At 48.5% G+C, this 15611-nt stretch carries 14 protein-coding genes, 1 tRNA gene and 5 pseudogenes; 16 read left to right on the top strand and 4 right to left on the bottom strand.

Features of this window, described 5'->3' with window-relative positions; all coding sequences use genetic code 11:
• Positions 1 to 183: 183 nt before the first annotated feature.
• Positions 184 to 1385: pseudogene (locus JCM17471_RS05335) on the bottom strand (aminotransferase-like domain-containing protein).
• A 144-nt stretch (positions 1386 to 1529) separates the two neighbouring features.
• Here JCM17471_RS05335 and JCM17471_RS05330 point away from each other — a divergent pair.
• Positions 1530 to 2428, top strand: a pseudogene (locus JCM17471_RS05330) (LysR family transcriptional regulator).
• A gap of 80 nt (positions 2429 to 2508) precedes the next feature.
• Here JCM17471_RS05330 and JCM17471_RS05325 read toward each other — a convergent pair.
• Both JCM17471_RS05325 and JCM17471_RS05320 read right to left on the bottom strand, forming a co-directional pair.
• Positions 2509 to 2937: a hypothetical protein gene (locus JCM17471_RS05325; protein ID WP_054777095.1), complete on the bottom strand. Its 429-nt coding sequence runs from the start codon at positions 2935 to 2937 to the stop codon at positions 2509 to 2511.
• Between the two features lie 225 nt (positions 2938 to 3162).
• Positions 3163 to 3633 carry a ribonuclease H family protein gene (locus tag JCM17471_RS05320; protein ID WP_054777094.1) on the bottom strand — a complete coding sequence of 157 codons (471 nt, stop codon included), beginning with the start codon at positions 3631 to 3633 and terminating at the stop codon, positions 3163 to 3165.
• A 103-nt stretch (positions 3634 to 3736) separates the two neighbouring features.
• On the opposite strand from JCM17471_RS05320, the pseudogene JCM17471_RS05315 reads away from it, so the two are divergent.
• The 3 genes and pseudogenes from JCM17471_RS05315 (at position 3737) to JCM17471_RS05310 (ending at position 5237) form a co-directional block, all read left to right on the top strand.
• Positions 3737 to 4545 (top strand): annotated as a pseudogene (locus tag JCM17471_RS05315) (Cof-type HAD-IIB family hydrolase).
• 10 nt (positions 4546 to 4555) lie between these two features.
• Positions 4556 to 4792 carry a phosphoglycerate mutase family protein gene (locus tag JCM17471_RS15875; RefSeq protein ID WP_082395219.1) on the top strand — a complete coding sequence of 79 codons (237 nt, stop codon included), beginning with the start codon at positions 4556 to 4558 and terminating at the stop codon, positions 4790 to 4792.
• Positions 4740 to 5237: a histidine phosphatase family protein gene (locus tag JCM17471_RS05310; RefSeq protein WP_162208358.1), complete on the top strand. Its 498-nt coding sequence runs from the start codon at positions 4740 to 4742 to the stop codon at positions 5235 to 5237. The genes JCM17471_RS15875 and JCM17471_RS05310 overlap by 53 nt, the downstream gene beginning before the upstream one ends.
• 551 nt (positions 5238 to 5788) lie before the next feature.
• Here the strand turns inward: JCM17471_RS05310 and JCM17471_RS16775 are convergent.
• Positions 5789 to 6476: pseudogene (locus JCM17471_RS16775) on the bottom strand (YoaK family protein).
• A 168-nt stretch (positions 6477 to 6644) separates the two neighbouring features.
• Here JCM17471_RS16775 and JCM17471_RS05300 point away from each other — a divergent pair.
• The 12 genes and pseudogenes from JCM17471_RS05300 to JCM17471_RS16770 all read left to right on the top strand — a co-directional run bounded on the left by JCM17471_RS05300 (position 6645) and on the right by JCM17471_RS16770 (position 15472).
• Positions 6645 to 7316, top strand: coding sequence for a YczE/YyaS/YitT family protein (locus tag JCM17471_RS05300; protein ID WP_054777093.1), 672 nt, complete (start codon positions 6645 to 6647; stop codon positions 7314 to 7316).
• A 22-nt stretch (positions 7317 to 7338) separates the two neighbouring features.
• Positions 7339 to 8685, top strand: coding sequence for a branched-chain amino acid transport system II carrier protein (gene brnQ, locus JCM17471_RS05295; RefSeq protein ID WP_054777092.1), 1347 nt, complete (start codon positions 7339 to 7341; stop codon positions 8683 to 8685).
• Positions 8686 to 8759: 74 nt separating this feature from the next.
• Entirely contained in the window at positions 8760 to 9092 is a 333-nt protein-coding gene (locus JCM17471_RS05290; protein WP_082395223.1) for a hypothetical protein, read from the top strand.
• Between the two features lie 155 nt (positions 9093 to 9247).
• Entirely contained in the window at positions 9248 to 10060 is an 813-nt protein-coding gene (locus tag JCM17471_RS05285) for a Cof-type HAD-IIB family hydrolase (protein WP_054777090.1), read from the top strand.
• Between the two features lie 75 nt (positions 10061 to 10135).
• Entirely contained in the window at positions 10136 to 11125 is a 990-nt protein-coding gene (locus tag JCM17471_RS05280; RefSeq protein WP_054777089.1) for an aldo/keto reductase, read from the top strand.
• Between the two features lie 137 nt (positions 11126 to 11262).
• Entirely contained in the window at positions 11263 to 11685 is a 423-nt protein-coding gene (locus JCM17471_RS05275; protein WP_054777088.1) for a MarR family winged helix-turn-helix transcriptional regulator, read from the top strand.
• Positions 11678 to 12127 (top strand): DUF2798 domain-containing protein, encoded by a 450-nt coding sequence (locus JCM17471_RS05270; protein WP_054777087.1) that lies wholly within the window; start codon positions 11678 to 11680, stop codon positions 12125 to 12127. The genes JCM17471_RS05275 and JCM17471_RS05270 overlap by 8 nt, the downstream gene beginning before the upstream one ends.
• Before the next feature lie 70 nt (positions 12128 to 12197).
• Entirely contained in the window at positions 12198 to 13106 is a 909-nt protein-coding gene (locus JCM17471_RS05265; protein ID WP_054777086.1) for an aldo/keto reductase, read from the top strand.
• Positions 13099 to 13752 (top strand): annotated as a pseudogene (locus JCM17471_RS05260) (HD domain-containing protein). The gene JCM17471_RS05265 and the pseudogene JCM17471_RS05260 overlap by 8 nt, the downstream one beginning before the upstream one ends.
• A gap of 88 nt (positions 13753 to 13840) precedes the next feature.
• Positions 13841 to 13913: transfer RNA gene (locus JCM17471_RS05255), tRNA-Thr, on the top strand.
• Positions 13914 to 14048: 135 nt separating this feature from the next.
• Positions 14049 to 15146 carry an MFS transporter gene (locus JCM17471_RS05250; RefSeq protein WP_439646747.1) on the top strand — a complete coding sequence of 366 codons (1098 nt, stop codon included), beginning with the start codon at positions 14049 to 14051 and terminating at the stop codon, positions 15144 to 15146.
• A complete protein-coding gene (locus JCM17471_RS16770) occupies positions 15143 to 15472 on the top strand; it encodes an MFS transporter (protein ID WP_439646746.1) in 330 nt (109 codons plus the stop codon). The genes JCM17471_RS05250 and JCM17471_RS16770 overlap by 4 nt, the downstream gene beginning before the upstream one ends.
• Positions 15473 to 15611 lie beyond the last annotated feature (139 nt).

Here is a 15611-nt window from a genome sequence, read left to right as displayed (position 1 = left end):
GAGCGTGAACCCACACGTTTGGCTGTGAGCACTAACGGGACTCACGAAACAATCATGGGTTTGATGATTGTCGTGGGTCTGGTTAGGCGGAACAGACAGTGTGGGTGAGCGCGTTTATGCAATAACCAAAATGAGCTGAGACAAAACCAATTAGGTTTTGTTTCAGCTCATTTTTATTCTGTATTAGATTTGGTTCACTTGTGCGGGATGCAAGGCATCATTTAAGGCTTGACCGAGCATCTTAATGCCACTTTCAATCGTGGCTTCACTCACATTGGTGAAGTTCAAGCGCGCACCATTTTCAATCGACTTAGACGCATAGAGATGGTGCGATGGGACTAAGGAGACGTTGTATTCTGGTAGTAATTCGGCTGTCATGAAGTGCTGCATGTCAAAACCTTCAGGCAGTGTCAGCCAGAGGAAGAAGCCACCATCAGGATGATTAAAGTGCACGTCTTTTGGCATGTAACGTTCAAGCGCGTTCAACATCGCATCACGTTTAGTTTGATAGACCTGCTTCATGGCATCGATGTGCGCATCGAGATCGTTGTCGTTCATGAAGGTATCGACGGCCACAGCCACCAGATGACTGGATTCGACATCAGCAGCCGCCTTGAGTGCGGTGAGGGCAGCTAACAGTTCGGGAGCGGCTGTTAACCAACCTAATCGTAAACTTGGTGCCAGAATCTTGCTGAAGCTCCCCAGCGAGATTACACGGCCTTCCGTATCAAATGACTTAATGGTTGGCAGATTCTCACCCGTGTAGCGCAGGTCGCGATAAGGGCTGTCTTCTAGAATCACGACATCGTATTGATTAGCCAATTGCACCATGGCTTGGCGCTTTTCGACGGACATCACGGTCCCGGTAGGATTCTGAAAATCGGGAATGGTGTAGATTAGTTTGACCTGATGCTGCATCAAAGCTTTCTGGAGCTTGGTGATATCCATCCCGTCTTCTTCGATAGGGACTTCATAGTAGGTGGGTTCGTAAGCATCGAATGCGGCCAAGCCACCGATATAGGTTGGGCCTTCGACAATCACACCATCACCCTTGTCCAATAACAAGCGGGCGGTGAGATCAATCCCTTGTTGTGCGCCTTGGGTCAATAAATATCATCAGCCTTTAGATTCAAATGGTCGCGTCGGTTCATGCGATCGGCCAGTTTCTCGCGTAACGGCAGGTAACCCGCAGTGGTGCTATATTGCAGTAAACTACCCGAGTGCTGCGCAAAACTTTCGCTGAACGCGGCCTGCATGGCATGTTCAGGGAACAGTGTGGCATCGGGATAGCCGCCTGCAAAAGAGATCACGTTGGGGCCAGATGCAGCAAAGATCGCATCTAGGCCGGCACTGCTGGTTTTGACGGTACGCTGAGCAAACTTCATAAATAGGGCCTCCTTGTTGAATTCCGTTTAATGAGTGACGTGATTTAATCGCGTCTCAATATCCTTTATGGTAAACTGTTTGCGAAGATAAGTAAAACTCAACTATTTCATATTTAGGTGAAAAAAATTCATTCGAGGTCGAAAATGGCAAATTTTAGCTATCAAGTTTTGTGGAAGTCGTCAATCAGGGGACCTTCGTGCAGGCCGCGAGCGCGCTCAATGTGACCCCCAGTGCAGTCAGTCACAGCGTCAGTCAACTGGAACGTGATTTGGGCTTTCCACTCTTTATCCGCAATCGAACCGGTGTGGAGCTGACAGTGGATGGTAAGGCGGTTTTGCCCATCGTGCAGGCGATTTTGAACACCGAAGATCAGTTATATCAGGTGGCCGATAGTATTAAGGGGTCTAACTCCGGTCGCGTTCGCATCGGGGCATTCTCATCCGTATCGACCAATTGGTTACCCGCGATCATTCGTCGCTTCAGGGCGCAATATCCCCAGGTCGATGTGGCCGTGATTCAGGGTGGCTTCAACGAGATTGTCGAACAGGTGCGACTCGGGACCATTGATATTGGGTTCTCATCGCTTCCTGTGACAGATCAACTGATTGTTGAACCCCTGATTAGCGATCCAATTTATTGTGTCACGCCCAAGGATTTTGAACCTCAGAACGGCAAAACGATGACGGACGCGGATGTATCCAAACGCCGTTTCATTCTTCAGGCGGTCGATTACGATCGCGATACTAAGCGCACGCTGGATCGCTATCAAGTGTCCGCCAACTCGATCAGCTATTCGATCGATGACCAATCGATTCTCTCGATGGTGGAATCGGGTCTGGGCCTTGGTATCTTGCCGGAGCTTGCCCTGCAGAAGTTGGTGGGAGACGTGAATGTTTTGCCGTTCACGGAAACCTTCTCGCGGACACTATGTTTGGTATTAAACCCCACAACTGAAAAATCACCGTCAGTCGCACGCATGCGGACGGTGATTCACGAGTATTTGGCAGAACGCTATCAAGCTCATTTCTTACTCAATCAGTGAGGCGAACTTGGTTGAGTAAACTCAGGTATTCGGTCCCGCTGACAATAAATTGCACCTGAGCCGCTTCCAATGGATGCCGTTCAGGTTGATCCAGTGCATCCAGATGATAGTGACTGATGGTTGTCTGGGTCTTTTTGTGAGACCGTGGCCCATTCAGACGTGTGTGCGAGGCCCAGATACAGCATGGTTTGCCGATCGTTGGCCAGACGCAACCAATCGTGGAGTGTGATTGCAGGGACAGGTAATTGTTGTGGATCAAAGCTTGGTTGCCGGTGGCGATAGATGTCGATGAAGGATGCTTGCAGAGCAAGATCCGGGGTTTGACTGTCGATGGCTTGAATCTTGTCGGTGTTCAACCACAACCAGCCATCTGGATGACCGGTTTTTGAGACCAGAATCATGACGGCTTGGTCGTCTTGAACTGAACGAATATAGCCACTGAAAGCTTGATCAGCGATTGTGAGACGCACTAATTCGTGCTGATGTTGGAGTTTTGTGAGATCAAACATGTTGAAATCCTTTCTTAAATTGAGTATGTAGGGGTAGTGGTGTTGCGTTGTCGTGTAAAGCTCGTTAGTTCTTGATGGTTCCCGTGGCTTTTCGCACTTCTATTAACGTGTTCAAAGTATCTGAGAATTCCGCCTAGTTCAGCTTTGCCGGCAATCTCAAAGCCCATGAGATTGACCCGCCAACGCCTGCCTAGTGCTCATTCTCAACCGATACTTTTCACACTTCTATAATTCATCCATCGTTTTGTTCAATGCCGCATCCACGCGGTTGTTATACGGATTATCGGCGTGACCCTTGACCTTGTTGAAGGTGATCTGATCAAACCGATTCACTTGGGCAATCAATTCCTGCCACAGCTCAGCGTTTTTTAACCGGCTTGCCGCCTTTTTCCAGTTGTTTTGTTGCCACTTGACCCACCAGCGCTGTTGCATGGTGTTGATGACATAAGCTGAGTCGGAATAGATATTGACCGGAATTTCGGGTTGCTTGATGGCGCGCAAGCCCTCGATAACAGCGAGAATCTCCATATAATTATTGGTTTTACCAAAATCGCCACCGGTGAGCATCTTTTCATGGTCACCATAGATGAGTAGCGCGGCCCACGCACTCTTGTCGGTGGGCTTCACGGAGCCGCCCGCAACGTTACCCGTGTTGCGGTTGCCGCCGTCTGTGTAGAGCGTGATTGCTTGTGTCAAAATTAATCGTCCTCTCTTTACCAGTCCTCATTCTAAGCGATAATACTCGCGCTTGGCTAGACATTTGCTACAATTAATGCATAATTTGATAAGGGGAACAGCTATGAAGCCGCATTTAATTGCTTTAGATCTCGACGGCACGACATTGAATCCAGAAGGTGCTCTGAGTGATCAAACCGTGTCCACACTGCAACAGCTCCAGAAGATGGGGCACAAAGTTGTGATTGCGACGGGCCGACCGGATTCAATTTCATCCCAGTTTTATGACCAACTTCAATTGACGACACCGCTCATTAACTTAATGGTGCCTTGATTCATAAGCCTCACCAACAATGGAAAAACGAGCGGCAACAGACGTTAACCATCGAAACAGCACTGGCATTGCGGCAGTTACGGACGGCGTTCCCAATTAAGGTGATGGTGGCAGAGGGCAAGCAGTTGTTGATTCCAGATCGTGGTTATCAGTCGATTCCGTTTTTACCTGATATGCCACAACCTGTGCACCTCTTGGATGAGGCTGGATTGACGACGCCGCCGATTTCGGTGACCATGTTTGTCGAAGAACAAGCGCTCGATGCGTTAGGACAGGCCGTCCATGAACAGTTTCCGAGTCTCGAAGCGACAACATGGGGCGCATGGTCGGGTGAGTTTGCGGCATTAGAAGTGACCGCAACCCGTGCAACCAAGTCCCAGGCGATTGCCTACGTCAGTCAATATTACCAGATTCCGCAAGCGCGGATTTTGGCTTTTGGTGATGATCGGAATGATTTGGACATGTTACAGTTTGCGGGAACCGGCATTGCGATGGGCAACGCGAAACCCGATGTGTTGGCAATCGCGGACGCGGTGACCACGACCAACGCCGAAGATGGCGTGGCTCAGTATTTGCAACAGTATTTTAAAATAAAGTGAGGATCGAACAATGGTAGAAATCGATATTGTACGACACGGTCAAACCCAATTTAACGTTGAAAAACGAGTACAGGGCCTGGCGGATTCTGAACTCACGGCGCAGGGCATTGCGGATGCACAGGCGCTCGGGCGTGGTTTCAAAAAAGCAGGCATCAGTTTTGATCAAGCGTATAGTTCCGACCGCAAAACGTGCTGTGAAGACGGCAGAGTTAGTGTTGGCGAGTGCCACACCAAACTTAGCCATTAATCAGACACCGCTGTTGCGTGAAGAAGATTATGGCAAGTATGAAGGCTGGGAAACTGATGCGTTTGCCCGTGATGTCTTTAATCTGCCGACGTTCCGCAGCGCATTGGATGATGGCTTGATGACACTGGAAGAAATTGCGGATGCCACTTATGCGGCGAATATGGACGAGAATCCGAACACAGCGGAGAACACGGCGATGCTGATGAGTCGGTTCAATCAATTCTTCAATCAAGTTGTCGATACCGCTGAAGCCAATCAGCAACAGCGTGTTCTGGTGGTGACTCACGGCACGATTACCGTGATGTGGTTGCGGGCCATCGGTTATCCCGTGGCCGACAACCAACTTCTGCACAACGCGAGTGTCACACGCTTGATTTCAAAACCGGACCATCAATTTCAGGTGGAACGGTTTGATGACCTGAGTTACGTGGAATTAGGAAAATAGAGCGCGAACGAGGGCGGTTAAGACATGAGGATTAGCAATATCTTTGGTAGAATCCGGTCTGTGGATTCAACAAAGATGAGCTAACCGGAATATCTTGCCTCGTGAGCGCGTTTAGAGCGCAAAACCACACGGGGTTGGCTGTGAGCACTAACGGGACTCACGAAACAATCATGGTTTTGATGATTGTCGGGAGGCTGGTTAGGCGGAACAGGCAGTGTGGGTGAACGCGTTTAGAGTGCGACAAATTTGGGGCTGTGAACGCGTTTAGTTGTACCTGTTCAAGACGTATATTTTTATCACGACAAGCCCAACAGCCCATGCTACAATGACAGCAGTAAGACGGAGTCGCACGCAGTTCAAGCAAAGAACGGAGTGAGCATTGTGGTAGCTTTGGGAGACTTCATGTTTATTTTGAGTACTATCCTGGGTCTTATTGTCATGGTTCTGATTATCCTTGCGCTCATCAAATATCTGCGAACACCAAACAAATAAAAAATAGAGACTGTGAATGAGTGATTCGTTCGCAATCTCTATTTTTTGTACGAGCGAGGTTATTTTCCCTGTTCCTTGCTCAAAATCAAACGGCTGCGCCAGAAAACAAACCAGATAATGCTGAGGAACAGCGTTGAAATCAGGATGACGTAGTGTGAGAACATGTGGGAGAAGCCCCCAACTAAGCCAGCACCGAAACTGAAGCTGAGAATGATGGTGAGAATGTCTAGGGCCTTGCGACTCGCATCGGTGTTGTGGTGAATCAACCCATCATAGATGCCTTCCGCAACGGTGCGCAGGTTCCCGGTCATCATCAATGAGGTGAAGGGGCCACCCTTTAATTTGCGGAATTCCTGAAGTTGGGCTGCGGCTGTCATCGAAATCAATGCACTAGCTAACAGATCAGGCAACACGGGATCGGCCAAGGCAACAATCGCAGTGAGCAGAATTTCCCACGTGATGATGAGTTGTGGCGCTGCTAATGGTTGCTTGCTTTTTGATTGTGTGCTGGAAGAAACGTGCCACCATGGTCCCGAAAATAAAGGCAAGAATAGGAATGAGATAGTGGATGGTGACACCGAATTGGCCTTGGCCTAAGTGAACCCCTAAGAGAATTAGGTTCCCGGTCTGCAGCCCAGCAAAGACTTCGCCGTGCTGGAGGTAAGTGAAAGCATCAAAGCCCCCGGCAGAAGCGGCCAGCAGACTACCGATCATTAAACGTTCATTGGTGGGAAAAGATTGTGTCATGAGTTGGACTCCTTTTTAACAAATTGCCGGACCGCCAGCCCGATAAATTGGCGATCCAGTGCTATACTTGGTCAATGTGAGAAAGCGTGTAACATTTGATGCACGTGGGAGCGCAAATCAGCGTTTCATCGGTGGGTTGACTCGACACCCACACAAGGAGGAGCAAGCATGAAGGACAAGAATGAACCGAAACTGAGCACGACCCGATTAGTGATTTACTTTATTGTGTCACTGTTGATCAATGCCTTAGGGAACGCATTGACCGTCTCACTCAATCTGGGGAGCGCGTTTTGGACCGCTGCGGCCGTTAATATCAGTCACATCACACCGATTAGTCTGGGAAATATGTTGGTGCTGAATGGTCTGTTTATTATCACCCTCAACGTTATTTTATTGCGCAAATTTGAATGGCGCCGAATTGTCGGCAACTTTGTCTTCATGGTGCCATTTTCATACCTAATTGGCTGGTTTACGCAACTACTTGGCATGACATCGCTTAACAGTTTACCACTGATTGCGCGGGTCTTGTTGGATTTTGTCGGCGTGATGTTCATCAGTATTGGGATTTCAATCTATCAACGGATCAATGTTGTTTTACATCCGGCCGATGATTTGATGCAAATCATCCGCTTCGACTATGTGCATGGGAATCCTGCTATTGCCCAAGTGTTATCCTTTACACCACCATTGATTGCCATTATTGTGATTTATTTCTTCACAGGCAACATTTATGCTGTTAATATTGGAACAATCTTTGCACTATTGTTCCAAGGCGCAATGGTTGGTGTGGCAGACAAGGTCGTTTTCCCAGCCTTGAAGCACCGCAACCTGAGTCGCTAGGCTTGAATCAGGGGGAATGAGTATGGAAAAGAGGCGTCTTTCGTCACGTGAGTTAATTTTTATCGGTACCATGTTGTTTGGCTTATTCTTTGGCGCGGGTAATTTGATTTTTCCCGTCTTCATGGGACAAGAAGCGGGGAGCCACATGTGGTTGGCTGCACTGGGATTCATCATCTCGGGGGTCGGCTTACCTTTGTTAGGTGTTGTGGCAATCGGTAACAGTCGCTCAGAAGGCGTGTTTCACCTCGCCAAAAAGGTCAGTCCGCTCTACGGCTACATATTCACAATGATGCTTTACCTCAGTGTGGGGCCCGCGTTTGCGACGCCGCGGCTGGCAACCATTTCGTATGAAGTGGGCTTGAGTCCCTTCATCAGTAAGTCTGATCAGCCATGGGCGTTAGCCGGTTATACAGTTATTTTCTTCGGTATCGCGTGGTGGTTATCGCGCCGTCCCGGCAAAATTATGACGTACGTGGGTAAAATTCTGACACCCATCTTCTTACTATTCTTGGGTGTTTTGCTGTTAATGGTCTTATTTAAACCACTGGGGCATGGTGGTGCGGCCCGTGGCGCATATGTGGCGCAACCACTGCTGACAGGGTTCACATCGGGGTATATGACGATGGATGCATTGGCGGCATTAGCCTTTGGTGTCGTGATCGTGGACGCGATCAAACGCCTGGGTGTCACGCAACCGGGTCAAATTGCCAAGGAGACCATGAAGTCAGGCGTGTTTGCGGTCGGGATTATGGCAGTCATCTATGCCTTGCTCGCCTTGTTGGGGCGCAATGCCCTAGGCGCGTTTCCGCGGGCTGATAATGGTGGTGTGATTCTCGCCAATGTGGCGCACGCCTACTTTGGCCCCTTGGGTAACCTGTTACTCGCCGGTATCGTTATCTTGGCCTGCTTGAAAACTGGCGTCGGCTTAATCACAGCGTTTGGTGATACCTTCAAGGAACTGTTTCCTAAGCTGCCTTACCAGGGGTTAATTCTGCTCGCTAGTGTCTTACCCATGATTGTCGCCAATGTGGGGTTAGATCAATTGCTGCAGATTTCAACACCGGTGCTGTTCTTCATCTATCCGCTCGCCATCACCTTGATTATTTTGGGCCTCGGCATTCCATTGTGGGGTGAGTCCAAATGGTTATTCGGGACCGTGACGCTGTTCACTGTGATTCCGGCGATTCTCGATGGCTTAAAGGCGATGCCCGCTGCTTGGCAGGGCACAACAGTTCAACACTTGGTGTCCATGGGTCAAGTATTGCCCGGTTTTGCGGAAGGCTTGGGTTGGGTTGTGCCAGCCATTGTCGGATTTATCGTTGGTTTTGTGCTGAGTCGCAGTGTTGGTTCGAGCCACACCTCCAATTAAACTCACATTAATGTTGCCAAAAGAGTCTTTTTTCGCTATCGTGGAGTTATTAAATTAAAAAAGGTTGTGTAATGATGGCAACGATCGATCAATTAAGTCAAGAAGCTCAACAAACGGCACTAGAAAACTTTATTGCTTTTTATACCGCACATTATCATGCGGATGGGATGGACGTGCTCTCCCAACTCGATCAGAGTGGTCATGTTGCGGATATCAATCAATACTTATTAGATAATCGCAGTTTAACAGCAGAAGACGTGAAAAATGGTCTGCTGACACAGCGTCGTGGGAACTTGATCGGTTTGATTCAAGCGCTCAATATCAGCTTCAACGCCAATGGTATTCCTGATACACCATGGGAAACATGGCTTCAAAATATCGTCGCTGACTTACCACAAGGGCTGTAAACCCAGCGTCGGCGCAGCACATATTGCTTATCAAATAGGAGTTGCGACAAAATGGTTTGATTTTGTCACAACTCCTATTTAGGTTTAGAATATCTTGAGAAAAGAATGTTGTGAGGGGCCAAGAGGGGCCTACTCACACAGAAAGAGGAATTAGCATGCAGCCACATTTAATCATTTCCGATATCGATGGAACGCTCGCCGTGGATCACACCAAAGTGACCGCACCAACTGTCAAAGTCCTCAACCAATTGATGGCGGCCGGTCATCAATTCTACGTTGCTAGTGGCCGAATGTATGCACTGGCCGAATTCATCTCGAGTCAGGTCAGTCCAGAAGCGCAAATCATCGCGTCCAATGGGGCGGTCTACGATTTCAATGGTCACCGCGAGCATCATCTGCTGGGCGAAGAAGCACTGACCCAAATTGAACAGGTGACGGCAAAATATGAGCTGCCTGCGTTTTATTTTTCTGATAATCAGGTGTTCTACACCAAGACGCCACCTAAGTTCATCGAAAAGGCACTGATGTCCTTCTCGCCCGATCAAGATGTGGTCACCACCGTTCAGTTGCCAGATTTGCCATCACTGTTGGCACATGAACAAGAAATCACCAATGGCTTTGTGCTCAGTCCACATGATCCAGCCGGTTTAGCGCACACGATGGTTGAACTCGGGGCAACGAATCTCTTGCATCTGTCGGCATCAAATCACGATAACATCGAATTGATTCCAAAGAACGTCGACAAGTCAACGGCCATCAAGGAATTACAGGAAAAGACCGGCATCCCAGCCAGTCGCACGATTGTGTTTGGCGATGGCATGAATGATCTCGGAATGTTACAGGCGGCCGGTATCAGTGTGGCCATGGCCAATGCGGTCCCAGAAGTCAGCGCGGCCGCTCGATTCATGACCAATGCCAATACCGAAGACGGTGTTGCCCGTTTCTTACAAAACTATTTTAAGCTGTAATGTGGTAGGATAGAGTGAGACTAAGAAAACGGTTACTACCACTGCGGTGGTGGTAAGACTGAGGGGGAAACCACAATGTATCAAGCAGCAAGTGATCGTTATGAACAAGTCCCTGTGCGACATGCGGGCAATAGTGGCCTAATGTTACCTGTTATCTCACTGGGATTGTGGCAGCATTTCGGTAGCAGTGATCCATTGGCAGATCGCCGCGATGTGATTTTGAGTGCCTTTGATCACGGCATTTTTCATTTTGATGTCGCTAATCACTATGGTGGCACGGACTTTGGCTCGAGTGAGAGCCTCTTAGGTGAAGTGCTCAATAAGGAGCTCAAGGCTTATCGCGATGAGCTCGTCATCAGTACCAAGGTCGGGTTTGAGATTCATCCAGGGCCTTATGGTAATGGCACCTCCCGTAAAGCGATTCTTCAAGGCATCGATGACTCACTCCAACGGCTCAATTTGGACTATGTCGATCTCTATTACGCACATCGCTTTGACGATACAGTGGCGCTTGAGGAGACCGTTCAGGCGTTAGATACCGTAGTCCGCCAAGGCAAGGCACTCTACATCGGGATTTCAAATTTCGATACGCCACAAACACAAGATGCCATCAAGCTGTTCAAGCAACTGGGCACACCATTTGTGGTCAACCAGTCTAGCTATAACATGTTCAATCGCGATGTTGAAACCACCGGTCTGTTAGATGCCTTAAAGGCGGATAACGCTGGGCTTGTGGCTTACGGCCCACTCTCAGAAGGCTTGTTATCTGGCCGTTATCTCAACGGGATTCCAGATAGCTTCAAGATTCATCCAACCAACGATAGTACTTTGGCGCAAGGACCAGATGCTGTGGTGAAGCAGCTCAATCAACTCAATGACATTGCCAAGTCCCGGCAACAGACATTGGCGCAGATGGCATTGGCTTGGTTGTTGCGTGATCCCGTTGTGACCAGTGTGATCATTGGCACAACATCCGTGGATCACTTGGCTGATAATCTAGAAGCCGTGAAGCATTTGGACTTCACGTCAGATGAACTGGCAGCGATTGACGCTATTTTGAAGTGAACGCAAAATAATAAAAGGTTGTGACCACACCAATAACGGTGCGGCTGCAACCTTTTTTGCGTCATTTTCCGGTCACTTGCAATCTGTTTTCAGAAAGTGTAATATTGTTAGCTGGCTAACAAATATGGAGGGACAGGATGACAATTTATTTTGGTCGGCTCATCAAGCTGGCAGCGAACCAACTAACGCGTGAATTTGATGACTTTGCCAAGCAATATGGGCTCACCAGCACACAGATGGCGATGATCGATTATCTCAGTCGCACGCAGAATGTGACGCAAAAGGATATTGAAAAAGAGTTCAATATTCAGCGCTCCACGGCAACGATGATTCTGCAGCGGATGGAGAAATTAGATCTGGTCAAACGCGAGAGCTTAAAAGCAGACGCGCGCCAGAAACTGGTGTTATTATTACCCCGCGCTCAGGAATTAGAAGCGGTTATTCAAGCTTATATGCACGACGCGGATGAGGCGCTTTTGGCGGATTACGATGCAGCTACGGTTGCTTCGCTGACAGCACTACTCGAACACATCACAAAAGGAGAACAGAACAATGCCTAATAATTTTAAAGAAGAATTACTTTTTACCGGAATGATGGCGGGAATGATGGTTTTTGTCATGAGCGCATACAACGTGATTATGGCCCAAGGAATGAGCCTAACAACGGCGGGGAAGGTCTTGATTGGCTTCCCATTAGGACTATTGGTTGCGGCTATCTTTGATCTGGCCGTAGTGGGCCCGATTGTCAAAGGTGTGGTATTCACATTCCTGATTAAGGATCCTGCAAATACGCATCCGCTTAAGATTGCGATCACAATCTCAAGCTTGATGGTGTTGGGCATGGTGAGCATCATGACACTTTATGGTCTGCTGATGGAAGGCCAAGTTGGCTGGGCACAGTATGGTCACGGCTGGATTTTTAATTTGATTGTGGCACTACCACTGCAATTACTGATTGTGGGCCCAATTTCTCGTAAAGGTTTAGCCGCTGTTCAAAACTAGGCGGTCGACTCAAAGTGATGCTAACTGCGTGTTATAATGAATTGGAATCACTTTGAAAGGATGGTCAATCATGGCACAATTTAATTTAGACAGTAAGTATGTATTGAACAATGGCGTGGAGATGCCACGTCTGGGGTTAGGTGTCTGGAAGACCGACAACAAAACCGCAGAAACCAGCGTGACGCAGGCAATCAAGGATGGCTACACCTTAATCGATACCGCTAAGCAATACGGGAACGAAACTGGTGTGGGCCGCGGAATTGCTGCCGGCCTCGAAGCAACAGGCAAGAAGCGCGAAGATCTCTTCATCACAACCAAGGTCTTCAATGGCGACCAAGGCTTTGATTCAACCTTGCAAAAGTTTGAAGGCACGTTGAAGCGTTTGGGACTCGATTACATTGACTTATACCTGATTCACTGGCCAGTCGATGATACCTTTGTCGCAACTTGGCAAGCACTGGAAACCCTGTACAAGGCAGGCCGTGTGCGTGCTATCGGTGTTTCTAACTTCGACGAAACACACTTACAACAGATTCTGGATGCCGGAACAGTGGTGCCAGCGGTTGACCAAATTGAATTCAACCCACTCGTGCAAGATACCAAGATTCGTGAATTTGCGAAGAAGTATGATATCGCGATTGAAGCATGGTCACCATTGGGCGGTGGGGCAAGTTTGACGAACCCAGCCATTCAAGCCATTGCTGATGCACATCACAAGACAACAGCCCAAGTTATCTTGCGCTTTGACTTGCAGAGTGACATCATCACGATTCCAAAGTCCGTTCATGAAGCACGGATTATTGAAAATGCGGATGTCTATGACTTCCAACTCAGCCAAGCTGAAATGAAGCAAATTGAAGACCTGAATAAGGAACAACGCAGCTTGTGGCTGGATGATTTCTATTGGCACGGCAATCCAAAGGGTTACAAGGATGAAGTCGATCAATGGCCAGATTCCCCAGAGGATTACGATGCTTAGTACCCAACAATGGGCACAGCTGAAGCAATTCACGCAGCAGGTGTTAGATTCAGATCACACCGGACACGGGATGGATCATATCGATCGCGTGGTCGCAATTGCTGAACAATTGGCGCAACAAACGCCCGCGGCCAAGCGCGATATTGTTGTGGTCGCTGCGCTGTTACACGATACCTATGACCAGAAGCTGGTTAACGATGTCGCTGCGGCAAAGGCGAATACGGGCCAAGCGATGCAGACAGCGGCAATCACACAAGATGATCAGCAGGCAATCTTTGCGATTATTGATCAGATGTCGTATCGCTATCAGCTCGATCACTCCACATCATTGAGCCTAGAAGGCCAGTTGGTTCAAGATGCGGATCGGTTGGATGCGATTGGTGCCATTGGCATTGCGCGCACCTTCTATTACGGGGGGAGCGCACGATACGCCGATGTATCAACCGGACGTGGCCCCACGCAGTGAATTGGACGGTCAGACGTATCGACAGCAGGAGAGTTCGGTAGTCAATCATTTCTATGAAAAATTGCTGTTACTGCAAGATCTGTTGAATACGGATGCGGCCAAAAAATTGCGCAACATCGGCAACAAGTGATGCTCGATTTTCTTGACGAATTCAAGGCTGAATGGCGTGGAGAACGCTAATCTTGCTCAAAAAAATGGCGAAAAAGTGTTGCAACAATCTGCCGTATATTGTATATTAGTTAGGCAGTTGTTTTTAACAAATCGCCATGCCATCTTAGCTCAGTAGGTAGAGCGCATCCATGGTAAGGATGAGGTCGTCGGTTCAAGCCCGATAGATGGCTGAGCAAAAACACCCAGAGAAATCTGGGTGTTTTTTTATGTTCTTGAATATTGTTCGTGACTCAAACTAAATAATTGACATTTCCGCCAGTGCGCTCAAAATAAAGCTGATACTGTCTTTGAGAGGAAGCGAGTTTATGGCACAAAATGCACCGTCACAAGGGCGCAAGAACGTTTCGACGTTGATTGCGCTGGGAATATTTAGTTTCATGTCAACATTGGATGGCTCGATTGTGAATATCGCCATGCCAATTATGTCAAAAGCACTCAATGTGAGTTCCAGTCAGATTGAGTGGGTGGTTTCGATTTATCTGATTACCATCAGCTCGTTGTTGATGTTCTTTGGTCGCTTGGGTGATGTCGTGGGTCGCAGTCGCGTCTTCAAAATCGGGACTGCCGTCTTCATTCTGGGATCATTCTTATCGGGGCTCAATATGGGGCTGGCCTTCCTGCTGTTCTCACGGGTGATTCAGGCCACAGGGGCCGCAATGACCATGTCGAATAGTTTCGGGATTACCACCAGCACGTTTTTCTGCGAGCCAACGTGGCCGCGCGATGGGGGTTATTGGGACTTTCGTGGCGTTAGGGTCTGTTGCCGGACCAGCATTTGGTGGTCTGATTCTCAATTATTTACCATGGAATTATATTTTTGGATCAATGTGCCAATTGGCTTAATCGCGATTCTAATCGGGTTACGCAGCCTGCCTAAGCAGGAACCCGTTCAGGCAGCGCCCATCGATTGGCTGGGGACTGGGACCTTCACCTTGGTTATCGTCAGTTTCTTCTACGGCGTCTTGCAGGCACAGGTCGTCGGATTTACCCCAATCATCTGGGCCAGCTTTGTGGTTGCGATTCTGTCCTTTATTGCCTTTGTTTACGTTGAAAATCACGCGAAGGCACCGTTGCTGGATCTCTCGATTTTTAAAATTGCGGACTACAGCTTGGGCCTCATCGCGGCTCTGTTGGTCTTCATTAATGGGTTCTTCTTCAATGTGTTGATTCCATACTATTTGGTCAATGCACGCGGCTTCTCATCAGGCTTCTCTGGGATCCTGCTGTCGATTATTCCACTGACGATGTTGGTCTCTGGTCCAGTCGGTGGGGTGCTAGCCGATCGCTTCGGTGGGCCTAAGATTGCGGCACTCGGTTTGAGTATCGCGGTGATTGCGCAATTCATGACGGTTTATTCGGACTCGACACCTCATTATGGTACTTTGGTGGCACGGCCATCTTGATTGGGATTGGCCTCGGCTTATTCCAGTCACCTAATAATGCAACCGTGATGTCAGCTGTACCGACTGATCGGTTGGGGATTGCCGGTAGTGTCAATGCCTTGGCACGGAATCTTGGGATGATTCTTGGGGTCAGCTTCTCAACGACATCGCTGTTTGGCATCATGAGTGCCCAAGCAGGCAAACGCGTGACCACGTATCCTTTGCATCAAAATGACTTGTTCATTTCGGCGATGCGGCTATCCTTCTTCATCTCCGCCATCTTACTGGTGATTGCGGCGGCCATTGCCTTTGAACGGTTACGTCAGGGTAAAAAGAGCAAAGCATAAAGCTGCGAGTGTGACAAAAGATGCTTTTGGCACACGTTTCATCACTATTACTGTTACTAACAAAGGGCTGTGACAAAACCGATTGGTTTTATCACAGCCCTTTTTATGTTTGTTGTTTAAGTGAATTTAATTCATGTGG

The sequence above is a fragment of the Lacticaseibacillus saniviri JCM 17471 = DSM 24301 genome (assembly GCF_001311785.1).
Classification (GTDB): Bacteria; Bacillota; Bacilli; order Lactobacillales; family Lactobacillaceae; genus Lacticaseibacillus; species Lacticaseibacillus saniviri.
Note: the sequence above shows the minus strand (reverse complement) of the source record. Positions and strands in the feature narration are given on the sequence as shown.

Excerpts from the sequence above, each read along its gene's own strand:
- JCM17471_RS05325 (WP_054777095.1), bottom strand. The coding sequence starts at position 2,937 with ATGTTTGATCTCACAAAACTCCAACATCAGCACGAATTAGTGCGTCTC.
- JCM17471_RS15875 (WP_082395219.1), top strand. The coding sequence starts at position 4,556 with ATGGTAGAAATCGATATTGTACGACACGGTCAAACCCAATTTAACGTT.
- JCM17471_RS05300 (WP_054777093.1), top strand. The coding sequence starts at position 6,645 with ATGAAGGACAAGAATGAACCGAAACTGAGCACGACCCGATTAGTGATT.
- brnQ (WP_054777092.1), top strand. The coding sequence starts at position 7,339 with ATGGAAAAGAGGCGTCTTTCGTCACGTGAGTTAATTTTTATCGGTACC.
- JCM17471_RS05290 (WP_082395223.1), top strand. The coding sequence starts at position 8,760 with ATGGCAACGATCGATCAATTAAGTCAAGAAGCTCAACAAACGGCACTA.
- JCM17471_RS05285 (WP_054777090.1), top strand. The coding sequence starts at position 9,248 with ATGCAGCCACATTTAATCATTTCCGATATCGATGGAACGCTCGCCGTG.
- JCM17471_RS05280 (WP_054777089.1), top strand. The coding sequence starts at position 10,136 with ATGTATCAAGCAGCAAGTGATCGTTATGAACAAGTCCCTGTGCGACAT.
- JCM17471_RS05275 (WP_054777088.1), top strand. The coding sequence starts at position 11,263 with ATGACAATTTATTTTGGTCGGCTCATCAAGCTGGCAGCGAACCAACTA.
- JCM17471_RS05270 (WP_054777087.1), top strand. The coding sequence starts at position 11,678 with ATGCCTAATAATTTTAAAGAAGAATTACTTTTTACCGGAATGATGGCG.
- JCM17471_RS05265 (WP_054777086.1), top strand. The coding sequence starts at position 12,198 with ATGGCACAATTTAATTTAGACAGTAAGTATGTATTGAACAATGGCGTG.
- JCM17471_RS05250 (WP_439646747.1), top strand. The coding sequence starts at position 14,049 with ATGGCACAAAATGCACCGTCACAAGGGCGCAAGAACGTTTCGACGTTG.